Source organism: Streptomyces vinaceus (assembly GCF_008704935.1).
GTDB lineage: Bacteria > Actinomycetota > Actinomycetes > Streptomycetales > Streptomycetaceae > Streptomyces > Streptomyces vinaceus.
Genome location: NZ_CP023692.1, coordinates 1,135,989 through 1,149,981 on the forward strand (window position 1 = coordinate 1,135,989; position 13,993 = coordinate 1,149,981).

Sequence of the window (13,993 nt, forward strand, 5' to 3'; positions counted from 1 at the left end):
GGGAGCGGCCCCGGGTAGCGGCCCGTAAACTGGGGCGAATGCACCACTCCACCGCATCCGAAGTCCAGCACGACCCCTTCGTACGGGTCAGGGGTGCCCGGGAGCACAATCTGCGCGGTGTCGACGTGGACATCCCGCGCGACGCCCTGACCGTGTTCACCGGGGTCTCCGGCTCAGGGAAGAGCTCGCTGGCCTTCGGCACGCTCTACGCCGAGGCCCAGCGCCGGTACTTCGAGTCGGTGGCCCCGTACGCCCGCCGCCTGATCCACCAGATCGGCGCCCCGAAGGTGGACTCCGTCACCGGGCTGCCGCCCGCGGTCTCGCTGGAGCAGCGGCGCTCCTCCCCCGGCACGCGGTCCTCGGTGGGGACGGTGACCCTGCTGTCCAACTCCCTGCGCATGCTGTACTCGCGCGCCGGGACCTACCCGCCGGGCGCCGAACGGCTGGACTCCGACGCCTTCTCCCCCAACACCGCCGCCGGAGCCTGCCCTTCCTGCCACGGGCTGGGCAGCATCCACCGCACCAGCGAGGAACTCCTCGTACCGGACCCGGACCTGTCGATCCGTCAGGGCGCCATCGCCGCCTGGCCGGGGGCCTGGCAGGGCAAGAACCTCCGGGACGTCCTGGAGGCGCTCGGTCACGACGTGGACGCGCCCTGGCGGGAGCTGGCGGCGAAGGACCGCGAGTGGATCCTGTTCACCGAGGAGCAGCCGGTGGTCACGGTGCATCCGGTGCGGGACGCGGACCGGATCCAACGGCCCTACCAGGGAACGTACATGAGCGCCCACCGCTACGTCATGCGGACCTTCTCGGACAGCAAGAGCGCGACGCTGCGGGCGCGCGCGGAGCGGTTCCTGACCGATTCCCCGTGCCCGGTGTGCGAGGGACGGCGGCTGCGGCCCGAGGCGCTGGCCGTGACCTTCGCGGGCCGTACGATCGCGGAGCTGGCGGCGCTGCCGCTGACCGCCCTGGACTCCGTACTGGCCTCCGCGTCCCTGGACGGGGAGGCGGCGCGGGTGCTCGCCGAGGACCTGCGGGCCCGGATCGGGCCGGTCGTGGAGCTCGGGCTGGGCTACCTGAGCCTGGACCGCACCGCACCGACCCTGTCGGCGGGTGAACTGCAACGGCTGAGGCTGGCGACGCAGCTGCGGTCCGGGCTGTTCGGGGTGGTGTACGTGCTGGACGAGCCGTCGGCCGGGCTGCATCCGGCCGACACCGAGGCGCTGCTCGGCGTACTGGACCGCCTCAAGGCGGCGGGGAACACCGTGTTCGTGGTCGAGCACGCCCTGGACGTGGTGCGGCACGCGGACTGGCTGGTGGACGTGGGTCCGCTGGCCGGGGAACACGGCGGACGGGTCCTGTACAGCGGTCCGCCGCGGGAGCTGGCGGGCGTGGCGGAGTCGGCGACGGCGCGGCACCTGTTCGGGCCGGGCGGCGCGGAGCCGGGGCCGGGGCGGCGGCCGGTGCGGGCAGCGGGCGGATCGGTCCGCCTCACCGGCGTCGAGCGGCACAATCTGCGGGGCGTGGACGCCGATTTCCCGCTCGGGGTGTTCACGGCCGTCACGGGCGTGTCGGGGTCGGGCAAGTCCACGCTGGTGGGCCAGGTGCTCGCCCGCGAGGTCGGGGAGCGGATCGCGGATCCGGCGTTCCCGGTGCGGCGGCTGGTGGAGGTGGACCAGAAGCCGATCGGCCGCACCCCGCGCTCCAACCTGGCCACGTACACGGGACTGTTCGACGTGGTGCGCAAGCTGTTCACGCAGGCTCCGCAGGCGCGGGCGCGCGGCTGGAAGGCGGGCCGGTTCTCCTTCAACGTGCCGGGCGGCCGCTGCGAGAACTGCCAGGGCGAGGGGTTCGTCTCGGTGGAGCTGCTGTTCCTGCCGAGCACGTACGCCCCGTGCCCGGAGTGTGCCGGGGCCCGGTACAACACCGAGACCCTGGAGGTGCGGTACGAGGGGCTGAACATCGCGGAGGTGCTGGGCCTGACGGTGGAGTCCGCGGCGGCCTTCTTCGCGGCGGTCCCGGCGGCGGCGCGCAGCCTGCGGGCGCTGGAGGAGATCGGGCTGGGCTACCTGCGGCTGGGACAGCCGGCCACGGAGCTGTCGGGCGGCGAGGCCCAGCGCATCAAGCTGGCGACGGAGCTCCAGCGCCGGCGCCGCGACCACACCCTGTACGTGCTGGACGAGCCGACGACCGGGCTGCACCCGGCGGATGTGCGGGTGCTGCTGCGGCAGTTGCACGGCCTGGTGGACGCCGGGCACTCGGTGGTGGTCGTGGAGCACGACATGGAGGTGGTGGCGGGCGCGGACTGGGTCATCGACTTGGGCCCGGGCGGCGGTACGGACGGGGGCAGGATCGTCGCGGCGGGCACCCCGGCGGAGGTCGCGGCCACGGGGGTGGGCCGGACGGCGGGCTACCTCGCGCGGGCGCTGGGGGCCGTGCGGCCGTGACTCCTCAGGGCCGTCCCGTCATCCCCGGCGGGCGCGCGGCGGATTACGGGACGGCCCTCAGGCGTCGCCCGGGAGCAGGTGCTGGGCGAGTTCGCGAAAGCTCCACCTGCCCTGGCGCCGGGTGAACTCCCAGACCAGGTCGTAGCGGTCGGGCCAGCTCGCGGGGACGCCGAGGACCTGGTGGGCGCCGAGCGCGTGGATCAGGCGGGGGACGCCGGTGTGCTCCCAGCAGACGAGTACGGGCATCTTGGCGGCCAGCACGGCCCGCCCCAGGGCCTCTTCGGCGCCGACGCCGAACTCGGAGCGCAGGGGGATGTGCAGGGCGGTGGTCAGCGGCTCGACGGTCTGGCGGCAGCGGGCGGGGGGCCGCCCTCCGGCTCCGGACGGGCCGCCGGCGGCGAAGACGACGGTGGGACGCGGCAGCGTCGAGCCGCCGGCCGGCGGGAAGAGGCGGTGCAGCTCCTCGGCCCTGCGGCGGCCGCGCCCGGCGAGGGAGCCGGGGTCCTCGTTGCCGTCCTCGTCCTCGCCCAGGTCCCCGGCGTACGGCTTCTCCGCGTGCCGGACCAGCATCACCAGGGCGTCCTTGGGCACGCCGTGCGGGCCGTGGGCGGCGCTCCCGGACGGGTCCGGGGAGGAGCAGCCGGCCAGCGCGAGCGGGGTGAGGGCGGCGGCCGCCAGGAGGGTGCGGCGGCGCGGTCCGGACCCGGCGGGGGCTTGTGGCATGGGGCCCACTGTCCCCCACCGGCCGGACCGCTCCGTGGCGCGGCGCGGCGTACGGCCGCCACGAGCGCCCGGTCGGCCGATCGGATCGGCCGATCGGCCGAGGTCCCGCGCGGCGTTGTCACCTCTCGTAGGGCGAGGGCACCGGGAAGTAGGCCTCCAGGAAGGCGGTCACCGCGCGCTGCTGCTCCTGCGGCGTCAGTCCGGGGGCGGTGTCGTCGTCGGCGAGGCAGAACGCGTCGGCCCGGCGGTCGGCCGCCAGGGCGGGCAGCCGGTCGATCTCCTCGGCGCGGCCGGTGCTGACGTAGGCGTGGTGCAGTTCGCCCTCCACGGCGCGGCCGTCGGCGAGGGCCAGGTGGGAGGCGAGGGTGACGGGGGCGAGGTCGTCGGCGCTGCGGAAGACCGAGCGGCCGATGGCGGCCAGCCGGCCGGGCAGCCGCTCCTCGACGTGGGTGAAGAGGGTGCGGCTGAGCGGGTACGGGGTGTGGGCCAGGATGTGCGGGTAGGTCCGGCCGACGGCTTGTTCCACCGCGTGGCGGGTCGCCTTCTGGGAGGCGGTGAAGACGTCGTCGCCGTCTCCGGGGGCGGCGGGGTCCACGGCCCGCCGGTCGTGGAAGACCTTGGGCAGACCGGAGGAGAGGAAGTAGTTCTGGGGGCGCTGCGGGCGGCCGAGGAAGATGTCGTCGTTGAAGTAGAGGAAGTGCTCGGCGAGGCCGGGGATGCGGTGGAGCTGGCTCTCGATGGCGTGGGAGTTGAAGACGGGCAGGCAGGCGGGGTCGGCGAACAGCTCGCGGTGGTCGACGACGGTGACCTGGGGGTGGTCGCCGGCCAGCCAGGGCGGGGTCTGGTCGTCGGTGACGATGAAGACGCGGCGGATCCAGGGCGCGTGGGCGGCGATGGAGCGCAGGCAGTAGCGCAGTTCCCCGCGGTCGCGGTAGCGGTTCTCCGCGTGGTCGACGGGGGCGCTCCCGGTGACACCGGCGGCGGCGCGGTCCCTGCGGCGGCGCCAGGCGGGGTCGGAGGCGTCGACCCAGGTGATCACGGCGTCGACGGGGAAGTCGATGTCGTCGGGGAAGCGGCCCGCGAAGGCGTCGACGACGGGGTGGTCGCGATCGCCCACGCGGCGGGTGGAGGTGGCTTCGAGGGTGGGCACCCACCAGCCGTAAGGGGTCTCGCGCAGTCCGGCGACGGCGCCGGTGCCGGAGTCGGCTGCCTCCCAGAACTCCAGGTCACAGCCGGTTTCAGGGCCGTAGGCCACGGTCCGGCCGGAGGTGACGACCGGCTGGAAGAGCCGGATGCCCTTGATCTTGGGGTGGGGGGTGTCGGGGGTGTCGGGGGTGTCGGGGGTGCGGGAAGTGCCGGATGTTTCGGCGGGCGAGCCTTCCTGGGCCGCGACCGCCTCGGGAAGCAGTTCGGCGAGGACCTCCGGGAACGCTCCGGCCCCGCTGCCGTCGCCGCCCGCACCCGCGCCCTCGCCGAGGAGGCGCGCGTACACCGGGAGACCGGTGAAGGCCGCGGCACACGCCTTCAGGGCGGCCGCGCGGTCGCCCGGGGCGATGGCCACCCGGTGCCGGAGCTCCCCGTCGGGGACCAGCCCGTACGGGACGGCGGCCGCGTCCAGTGCGTCCGCGACCGCGCTCAGGTTGGCGTCCCGGGCTCCGGCGGGCAGCAGGTCGTCGCGGACCCGCGAGAGCCGGCCGCGGTGGCGCACCAGGCCCGGCACCCGCGCCAGGAGCTCGTCCTCACGGGCCCGGCCGGGCGGGGGCGCCACCCGGCCGCCGCTCCCGGTGCGCTCCCGCTGGGCGGCGTCCGGCTGTCTCGGTACGCCGGCGGGGCGGCGCAGCGTCCGTACGATCCGGCGCAGGCCGTCGGGGAGGGGGAGACGGGACAGGCCCTGCATATACGACCTCGCGAGACGGCGCCGGTGTGCGGCACCCGAGGATGCGGACGGCACCCGGCGTGCGGGGGTGCGGCGCCGTCCGGCAGGCAGGGGCGGATGCCTCGTTCACCTTCACCTTTCACTTCGTTCATCTTTCACGCAAGGGTCTGAGGTCCGTTATCCCCGTCTCACAGCCACTTCTCAGCTTCCTCCGTGCTTGCGGACCGCCCGCAGCCATTCGCGGTTCATGGCGGCGATGGAGGGCAGCGGGATGCCCTTGGGGCAGGCCGTGGCGCATTCGCCGGTGAGGGTGCAGCCGCCGAAGCCCTCGTCGTCCATGGTGGCCACCATGTCGAGCACGCGGGTCTCCCGCTCCGGCGAACCCTGGGGCAGCACGTTCAGGTGGTTGACCTTGGCGGAGGTGAAGAGCATCGCGGAGCCGTTGGGGCAGGCCGCCACGCAGGCCCCGCAGCCGATGCACTCGGCGTGCTCGAAGGCGGAGTCGGCGTCGGCCTTGGGCACGGCGGTGGCGTGCGCCTCGGGGGCGGATCCGGTCGGGGCCGTGATGTAGCCGCCGGCCTGGATGATCCGGTCGAAGGCACCGCGGTCCACGACGAGGTCCTTGACCACCGGGAAGGCCGCGGCCCGCCAGGGTTCGACGTCGATGGTGTCGCCGTCGGCGAAGGACCGCATGTGCAGCTGGCAGGTGGTGGTGCGCTCGGGGCCGTGGGCGTCGCCGTTGATCACGAGGCTGCACGCGCCGCAGATGCCCTCGCGGCAGTCGTGGTCGAAGGCGACCGGGTCCTCGCCGCGCAGGATGAGGTCCTCGTTGAGGGTGTCGAGCATCTCCAGGAAGGACATGTCGCGGGAGATGCCGTCGACCTCGTACGTGACCATGGCGCCGGGGGTGTCGGGGTTCTGCTGGCGCCAGACGCGCAGGTTGAGCCTCATGCGTAGCTCCGCTGGGTGGGGTGGACGTACTCGAAGACGAGGTCTTCCTTGTGCAGGACGGGGGCCGCGCCGGTGCCCTGGTACTCCCAGGCCGCGGCGTAGCCGAACTCCTCGTCGCGGCGGGCGGCCTCGCCGTCCGGGGTCTGGGACTCCTCGCGGAAGTGGCCGCCGCAGGACTCGGCCCGGTGGAGGGCGTCGAGGCACATCAGCTCGGCGAGCTCCAGGTAGTCGACGATGCGGTTGGCCTTCTCCAGCGACTGGTTGAACTCCTCGCCCGTGCCCGGGACCTTGATGCGCCGCCAGAACTCCTCCCGGATCTCCGGGATCCGGGCGAGGGCCTTGCGCAGGCCCGCCTCGGTGCGGGACATGCCGCAGTACTCCCACATGAGCTCGCCGATCTCGCGGTGGAAGGAGTCCGGGGTGCGGTCGCCGTCCACGGCGAGCAGCTTGGCGAGGCAGTCGCGGACCTCCCGTACGGCGGCCGCGGCCTCGGGGTGCGTGTCGTCGACGGCGTCCTGGTGCGGATGGCGGGCCAGGTAGTCGTTGATGGTGGAGGGGAGCACGAAGTAGCCGTCGCCGAGGCCCTGCATCAGGGCGGAGGCACCGAGGCGGTTGGCGCCGTGGTCGGAGAAATTGGCCTCGCCGATCGCGAAGAGGCCGGGGACGGTGGTCTGGAGGTCGTAGTCGACCCACAGGCCGCCCATCGTGTAGTGCACGGCGGGGTAGATCCGCATGGGGACCTCGTACGGGTTCTCCGCGGTGATCCGCTCGTACATGTCGAAGAGGTTCCCGTACTTCTCCGCGACCTTGTCCCGGCCCATGCGGCGGATGGCGTCCGCGAAGTCGAGGTAGACGCCCTGGCCGCCGGGGCCGACGCCGCGGCCCTCGTCGCAGACGTTCTTGGCGGCGCGGGAGGCGATGTCGCGGGGTACGAGGTTGCCGAAGGAGGGGTAGATCCGCTCCAGGTAGTAGTCGCGCTCGTCCTCGGGGATCTCGGCGGCGGGGCGGGTGTCGCCCTGGGCCTTGGGGACCCAGATGCGGCCGTCGTTGCGCAGGGACTCGCTCATCAGGGTGAGCTTGGACTGGTGGTCGCCGGTGCGCGGGATGCAGGTGGGGTGGATCTGGGTGAAGCAGGGGTTGGCGAAGTACGCGCCGCGCCGGTGCGCCCGCCAGACGGCGGTCGCGTTGGAGTTCATGGCGTTGGTGGAGAGGTAGAAGACGTTGCCGTAGCCGCCGGAGGCGAGGACGACGGCGTCCGCGTAGTAGGTGGAGATCTTCCCGGTGACGAGGTCGCGGGCGACGATGCCGCGGGCCACGCCGTCGACGGTGATCAGGTCGAGCATTTCGGTGCGGGCGTGCATCTCCACGTTTCCGGCGGCGATCTGCCGGGACAGCGCCTGGTAGGCGCCGAGGAGGAGCTGCTGGCCCGTCTGGCCGCGGGCGTAGAAGGTGCGGGAGACCTGGACGCCGCCGAAGGAGCGGGTGTCGAGGAGGCCGCCGTACTCGCGGGCGAAGGGCACGCCCTGGGCCACGCACTGGTCGATGATCTCGACCGATATCTGGGCGAGGCGGTGGACGTTGGACTCGCGGGCGCGGAAGTCCCCGCCCTTGACGGTGTCGTAGAAGAGGCGGTGCACCGAGTCGCCGTCGTTGCGGTAGTTCTTGGCGGCGTTGATGCCGCCCTGCGCGGCGATGGAGTGGGCCCGGCGCGGGGAGTCGGAGAAGCAGAACTGGACGACGTGGTAGCCCTGTTCGGCGAGGGTGGCGCCGGCCGCTCCGCCGGCCAGGCCGGTGCCGACGACGATGACGGTGTGCTTGCGGCGGTTGGCCGGGTTGACGAGCTTGGCCTCGAAGCGGCGGCGGTCCCAGCGTTCGGCGATGGGGCCTTCGGGGGCCTTGGTGTCGGAGATCGGCTCGCCGGTGGCGTAGTGGGTGTAGTCGGTGTGGGTGTGGTCGGTGTGTGCGGGGTCGTTGCTCATGTCAGCTCACCACTCCGGTCATGACGGCGACGGGGACGGAGACGAAGCCCGCGAAGAGGACGAGGGCGAGGGCGTTGGCGAGGAACTTCAGAGCCCGGTCGCGGCGGGCGTTGCCCGCGCCGAGGGTCTGGGCGGCGCTCCAGAAGCCGTGCCGGACGTGCAGGCCGACGGCGGCCATCGCCACGATGTAGATCGTGTTTCCGTACCAGGTGGAGAAGGTGGCGAGGACGTTCTCGTACGGGTGGCCGGCCCACGCGCGCTCGTTGACGGTGAGCGTGGTGAGGTCGAGCAGGTGCCAGACGATGAACAGGGCCAGGATGATGCCGCCCCAGCGCATGGTGCGGGTGGCGTAGCTCGCGCGGCGGCGCTTGTGGGCGTACTTCACCGGGCGGGCCTTGATGTCGCGGCGGCTGAGCTGGTACGCGGACACGGCGTGGCCGACGACCGCGGCGAGGAGCACCACGCGCACGATCCACAGGGCCCACTCGTGATGGAGGAAGGGGGAGCCGAGGGTGCGCAGCCAGTGGGCGTAGCCGTTGAACTCGCCGGCCCCGAAGAAGATCTTGAGGTTGCCGAGCATGTGGACGACCAGGTAGCCGAGCATGATCAGCCCGGAGACCGCCATCACGGACTTCTTGCCGACGGTGGAGTCCCAGAGCGTGCGCGTGGTGGACGGCCGTCGGCCCGTCCGCGTTGCCAGAGCCATGCCATCGAAGGTAAGGACCAAAGTCCCGAGAGGTCCAAGACATGATGGCGCTTATGTCAATAGGGGCTTCCTATGGGCGGCGTATCCTGGGGCGATGCAGTTCCAGCAGCTCCTGTACTTCGTGGCCGTCGCCGAAACCCGCCACTTCAGCCGGGCCGCGGAGCGGGTGCACGTCGCCCAGCCGTCGCTGTCGCAGCAGATCAAGTCGCTGGAACGGGAGCTGGGGGCGGAACTGTTCAGCCGGGCGCGCGGGAACATCGCGCTGACGGACGCGGGCGAGGTGCTGCTGCCGCTGGCCCGGCGAATCTTGGCGGACGCGGACACGGCACGGCTGGAGGTACAGGAGCTGGCGCAGCTGCGGCGGGGGCGGGTCCGGCTGGGGGCGACGCCGAGCGTGTGCACGGGGCTGCTGCCCGGCGTGCTGCGCGCCTTCCACACCGCGCATCCGGGGATCGAGCTGCTGATCGAGGAGAGCGGTTCGCTGGACCTCGTACGGGAACTGGCGCGCGGGGCCCTGGACCTGGCGCTCATCGCGCTCCCGCTGCCGCCCTCGGCCCCGGCGCTGACCACGGTGGAGCTGCTGACGGAGGACCTGGTGGTGGTCTCCTCGGCGGAGCTGCCGCCACCGGCGGGCGGCGGGCCGCTGACGGTGTCCGCGCTGCGCGACGAGCCGATGGTGATGTTCCGCCACGGCTACGACCTGCGGGACCTGACGGTGGCCGCCTGCCGGGCGGAGGGCTTCGAGCCGGTGTTCACGGTGGAGGGCGGGGAGATGGACGCCGTACTGGGCTTCGTGCGCGCGGGGCTCGGCGTGGCGGTGGTCCCGGCGATGGTCGTGGAGCACGGCGGCCCGGGGCTGCGCGCCACCGCGCTGGCGGGCTCTCCGCTGCGCCGCACCATCGCCCTGGCGCACCGTACGGACGTCGCTCCCCCGCGCGCCGCCCGCGAGCTCAGGCGCATCCTGCTGGGCTGAGGCCGCAGAGCCCTGTGCGGTGCGCCCCGCCGGCCGTCAGGCGCCGGGAGCGGCCTCGGCGCCGGGTTCGGCCTCGGGTCTGGGTTCGGCCTCGGCTCTGGGAAGTGTCCTGTCGAGGCCGTCGGCCAGCATGGCGAAGGCCTCTTCGGCATCGGCCACGGCGGCCGGGTGCGCCGCGTCGGCGCTCTGGCCGGCATCCATGCGGAGGTAGTTCTCCCGGCCCAGCGCATGGCGGACCGCCACCAGATGCGTCGCCGCGAGCCGGGCGGCGAGCGGCCGTACCGATTCGGCCTCCAGCACGGCGGCGAGCAGCTCCACCTCGCGGTCGGTGTAGTGGGACATCCGGCTCTCCAGGCTGGCGGTGGAGTAGAGCAGCCGCTGGAACGCCAGCACCCCGGGGTGGTCGCAGAGTCCCGTGATCGGATCCCGTTCGGCCAGGGCCCCCAGGAAGTGCGTGCGCACCGCGCCCACGGGCGTCTGCCCGGCGGGCCGGTCGCGCACGATGCGCGCCGCCTCGTCCTGGTGGTCGGCGAACCGGTCGAGCACGAGGTCCTCCTTGCTCGGGAAGTACCGGAACAGGGTCGGTTTGGAGACCTCCGCCGCGGCGGCGACATCGGCCACCGACACGGCGTCGAAGCCCCGCTCCAGGAAGAGTTCGAGCGCCGTGGCCGCCAGCTGGCGGCGCGTACGGAGCTTCTTGTTCTCGCGCAGACCCGTCGTCTTCTCCATGCCGCAAAGGATAGCACGGTTCGTGACTCGGTTAATTTCTTGACCGGGTTGCTTTTTCTGGCGGAAGCCGCTTTCCTTGAGACATCGACGGGAGCGGGACCGACCTGAGAGGACATCCGATGACTGACGTACTGATCGCGGGCTCCGGCCCTACTGGGCTGACCCTGGCCTGCGACCTCGCCCTGCGCGGAGCCGCCGTCCGCGTCATCGACCGGCGCACCGGACCGCATCACGAGTCCCGCGGCAAGGGGCTCCGGCCGAGCAGCCTGGAGGTTTTCGAGCGGCTCGGCGTGGCCGGATCCCTGACCGCCGTCGGCGACGAGCGGGTGGTCCTGCGCAAGTACTTCGACGGGGCCCACGTGAAGGACACTCCCGTGGTCGACGGCGGGCTGCTGATAGGGCAGTGGCAGATCGAGGGGGCGCTGCGCGAACGGCTCGCCGGCCTGGGCGTGCAGGTTGAATACGGGTGCCGGCTGACAGGGATCACCCAGGACGCGGCCGGGGTCCGGGCCGAGCTGGCGGACGGCACGGTGATAGCGGCCCGGTATCTCGCCGGGTGCGACGGCGGGCGCAGCACCACCCGCACGCTCCTCGGCATCCCGCTCGAGGGAAGTACGCAGGAGGAGCCGGCGATGGTCGTCGGGGACGTCCGGGCCGAGGGCCTCAGCCGGGACTTCTGGCACCAGTGGTTCACCTCGGACGGCGCCGGGATCATGCTCTGCCCGATGCCGGGGACGGACTCCTTCCAGTTGCAGGCCTCACCCGAGCAGGACGGCCGGGGCGAGCCGCTGGAGCCCTCGCCGGAGGGTTTCCAACGGCTTTTCGAGCGCCGTGCGCGGATACCGGGGATCCGGCTCACGGATGCCACCTGGGTCTCCACCTGGCGGGTCAATGTGCGCGTGGCCGCCCGCATGCGCGAGGGCCGGGTCTTCCTCGCCGGGGACGCCGCGCACGTCCACCCCATAGCCGGCGGGCTGGGCATGAACACCGGCATCGACGACGCGGCCGCCCTGGGCCGGACCCTGGCCGCCGCCCTCACCGGGCCCGGCGGAGACGAGGTGCTCGACGCCTATCAGGCCGAGCGGCTGCCGGTGGCCGCCGAGGTCGTGGCCGACACGGCGCGGCGGTACGAGCGGGTCCTGGCCGCCGTCCGCACCCCCGGCCGAGGCACGGAGGCCGGCCTGGAATGACCGGCCACGCCGGGCGGGCCCGTCCCCGGGGCGGTCCGGGCGGGGCTGTCCGGGCGGGGCCGGCGGGTCGGGCCGGCGGTGGGGGTCGGCCCGGGCGCTCGGGGCCGGGGCCCGGGGCTGGGGCCCGGGGCTGGGTCCTGATCCGGGTGGGGTGTCAGGAAGCGGTGGGCACGGCGTCCGAGAGCGAGAGCGTGTGGATGCGGTCGGGGGCGCCGGGGCGGGCGTAGTACCAGCCCTGGGCGGTGTCGCAGCCGAGGTCGCGGAGCTGGGCTGCCTGGGCGCCGGTCTCCACGCCCTCGACCGTGACCGCGAGTTCGAGGCTGTGGGCCAGGGCGACGATGCCTTCCACGATCTTGACGTCGACCGGGTTGGCGGGCTGCTGCTGCATCCCCTTGGTGAAGGAGCGGTCCAGCTTCAGGACGCTGACCGGCAGACGGCGCAGGTTGGCCAGGTTCGAGTAGCCCGTGCCGAAGTCGTCGAGCGCGATGTCCACACCGAGGGCCGCGAGCCGGCGCAGCGGTTCCAGGAGTTCGTCGTCGGCGCCGATCAGGGCCGATTCGGTGACCTCCAGGCACAGGGCGCCCGGGGCGAGGCCCGAGTTCTCCAGTACCGCGACGGTGTCGGCGACCAGACCGGGGTGGTGCAGCTGGGTCGGCGAGAGGTTGACGTTGATGCGCAGGGACGACCCGCCGTGCTGGCGCTGCCAGTTGCGGGCCTGGCGGACGGCCTCCTCCAGGACCCAGCGGCCGAGGGGCACGATCAGCCCGGTCCGTTCTGCGAGCGGGATGAAGCGGTCCGGGCCGAGTACCCCGTACTGCGGGTGCGACCAGCGGACGAGGGCCTCGGCGCCGTGGACGCTGCCGTCGTGGAGGTGGACCAGCGGCTGGTACTCGATGAAGAACTCACCGCGTTCCAGCGCCGCCGGAAGGGCGTTGGTGAGGCCGTGCCGGGTGATGGCGCGCGCGTCGGCCTCGGCGTCGGCGAACTCGAAGCGGTTGCCGCCGGCCGCCTTGGCCCGGTACATGGTGATGTCGGCGCTGCGCAGCACTTCCGCCGCGGTGCGTTCGCGGGCCGGGCCCTCCACGATGCCGATGCTGCCGCGGACCGACAGCTCGCGGCCCTCGATGCGGATGGGCACCGACAAGGCGGACAGGATCCGGACGGCGAGTTCGGTCACCTTCTCCTCGGTGTCCGAGCCGGTGGTCAGGGCCACGAACTCGTCGCCGCCGAGGCGTGCGACGACCTCGCCGGGGCCGGTCGCGCAGCTCTGCAGCCGGTCGGCGACCTCCACCAGGAGCCGGTCGCCCGCCGAGTGGCCGAGGCTGTCGTTGACCGCCTTGAACCCGTCCAGGTCCAGGTAGCACAGGCCGAAACGGCTTCCGCCGGCCCCGCTCAGGGCCTTCTCCAGGCGTTCGAAGAACAGTGTCCGGTTCGGCAGGCCGGTCAGGGCGTCATGGGTGGCCTCGTAGCGCAGGCGCAGGTTCAGCAGCCGGCGCTCGGTGGTGTCCTCCATCAGCGCCAGCTGGTACTGGGGCACGCCCTCGGCGTCGCGCAGCAGCGACACCGTCAGGTTGGTCCACAGTACGGTCCCGTCGTGGCGGTAGTACGGCTTCTCCACCCGGTAGCTCTCGCGTTCGCCGCGGACGAGTTCGCCGTACATCCGCCAGACGTGCGGGGCGTCGTCGGGGTGGCCCCACTCGCTGACGTTGCGCCCCTGCATGTGCCCGCCCATGCCGCCGAACATCTGCAGCAGCGCGTCGTTGACCTCCAGGATGTTGCCTTGGAGGTCGGCGATGCCGATGCCGACGGCCGCGCCCTCGAAGACCGCCTTGAAGCGTTCCTCGCTCGCGTGCAGGGCCTGCTGGGCGTCGATGCGGGCGGTCAGCGCGGAGCGGGCGATGGCCTCCTGCTCCTTGAGGGTGCGCTCGCGCAGGGCGCGGGCGAATCCGGCCGCGATCCCGTGCTGGAGCCGGGCGCAGCGCGAGCGGTACTCCTCGGTGCCCTCCACGCCGACGCCGTCGGGGCCGCAGTAGAGCACGAGGTACGACTCGACCACGCCGAGCGTGCCGGCGAGCGCCTCCGGGTCGGTGCAGTGCACGGCGACGAGTTCGGCCCCGACCCGCTGGGCCACGCCCGCGTCGAAGGGCCGCGCGTGCAGGGCCTCGGCGAGGGTCCGGGCGAGCGGTATGAGGTGCTGTTCGAACTCGACGCGGGTCAGCGAGGTCGCGGTGACGGGGAAGATCGCCCGTCCCCAGATGGTCGCGAAGCGCCCGATCCGGTCCTCCAGCCCGGTCCGCAGTGCGGCCGGGCCCGCGCCCGCCGACAGGCCCGCCGGTGTCGGCGGGCCTGTCGGCGCAGCGGTGGGCTCCGCCGCCTGGGCGGGCCCCTCGTTCTTCGGGGTCGGTGTGCCGGAGGGCAC

General features: G+C 73.1%; 10 protein-coding genes. 3 read left to right on the forward strand and 7 right to left on the reverse strand.

The window, feature by feature from the left end; translation table 11 throughout:
• The first annotated feature begins 38 nt into the window (after positions 1 to 38).
• Positions 39 to 2,447 carry an excinuclease ABC subunit UvrA gene (locus CP980_RS05110; RefSeq protein WP_150492755.1) on the forward strand — a complete coding sequence of 803 codons (2,409 nt, stop codon included), beginning with the start codon at positions 39 to 41 and terminating at the stop codon, positions 2,445 to 2,447.
• A gap of 57 nt (positions 2,448 to 2,504) precedes the next feature.
• On the opposite strand, the gene CP980_RS05115 is transcribed toward CP980_RS05110, so the two are convergent.
• The 5 genes from CP980_RS05115 to CP980_RS05135 form a co-directional block, all read right to left on the reverse strand.
• The gene (locus tag CP980_RS05115; protein ID WP_229906836.1) at positions 2,505 to 3,170 is read right to left on the reverse strand and encodes a hypothetical protein; all 666 of its coding nucleotides are present in this window, start codon (positions 3,168 to 3,170) and stop codon (positions 2,505 to 2,507) included.
• Positions 3,171 to 3,288: 118 nt separating this feature from the next.
• On the reverse strand, positions 3,289 to 5,067 hold the full coding sequence (locus tag CP980_RS05120) for a Stealth CR1 domain-containing protein (RefSeq protein WP_150492756.1): 1,779 nt from the start codon (positions 5,065 to 5,067) through the stop codon (positions 3,289 to 3,291).
• Positions 5,068 to 5,247: 180 nt separating this feature from the next.
• Complete coding sequence (locus tag CP980_RS05125; RefSeq protein WP_132754417.1) at positions 5,248 to 5,997, reverse strand: succinate dehydrogenase/fumarate reductase iron-sulfur subunit; 750 nt, start codon at positions 5,995 to 5,997, stop codon at positions 5,248 to 5,250.
• Entirely contained in the window at positions 5,994 to 7,976 is a 1,983-nt protein-coding gene (locus CP980_RS05130) for a fumarate reductase/succinate dehydrogenase flavoprotein subunit (protein ID WP_132754419.1), read from the reverse strand. The genes CP980_RS05125 and CP980_RS05130 overlap by 4 nt, the downstream gene beginning before the upstream one ends.
• A 1-nt stretch (position 7,977) precedes the next feature.
• On the reverse strand, positions 7,978 to 8,682 hold the full coding sequence (locus CP980_RS05135; protein WP_123511528.1) for a succinate dehydrogenase: 705 nt from the start codon (positions 8,680 to 8,682) through the stop codon (positions 7,978 to 7,980).
• Positions 8,683 to 8,776: 94 nt separating this feature from the next.
• Between CP980_RS05135 and CP980_RS05140 the strand changes: the two genes are divergently transcribed.
• Entirely contained in the window at positions 8,777 to 9,655 is an 879-nt protein-coding gene (locus CP980_RS05140; RefSeq protein ID WP_099888586.1) for a LysR family transcriptional regulator, read from the forward strand.
• A 36-nt stretch (positions 9,656 to 9,691) separates the two neighbouring features.
• Here CP980_RS05140 and CP980_RS05145 read toward each other — a convergent pair whose 3' ends face one another.
• The gene (locus tag CP980_RS05145; RefSeq protein ID WP_150492757.1) at positions 9,692 to 10,384 is read right to left on the reverse strand and encodes a TetR/AcrR family transcriptional regulator; all 693 of its coding nucleotides are present in this window, start codon (positions 10,382 to 10,384) and stop codon (positions 9,692 to 9,694) included.
• A 119-nt stretch (positions 10,385 to 10,503) separates the two neighbouring features.
• On the opposite strand from CP980_RS05145, the gene CP980_RS05150 reads away from it, so the two are divergent.
• Positions 10,504 to 11,574 carry an FAD-dependent monooxygenase gene (locus CP980_RS05150; RefSeq protein ID WP_150492758.1) on the forward strand — a complete coding sequence of 357 codons (1,071 nt, stop codon included), beginning with the start codon at positions 10,504 to 10,506 and terminating at the stop codon, positions 11,572 to 11,574.
• A gap of 154 nt (positions 11,575 to 11,728) precedes the next feature.
• Here the strand turns inward: CP980_RS05150 and CP980_RS05155 are convergent, their stop codons facing one another.
• Positions 11,729 to 13,900: a putative bifunctional diguanylate cyclase/phosphodiesterase gene (locus CP980_RS05155; protein WP_132754759.1), complete on the reverse strand. Its 2,172-nt coding sequence runs from the start codon at positions 13,898 to 13,900 to the stop codon at positions 11,729 to 11,731.
• Positions 13,901 to 13,993: the final 93 nt, after the last annotated feature.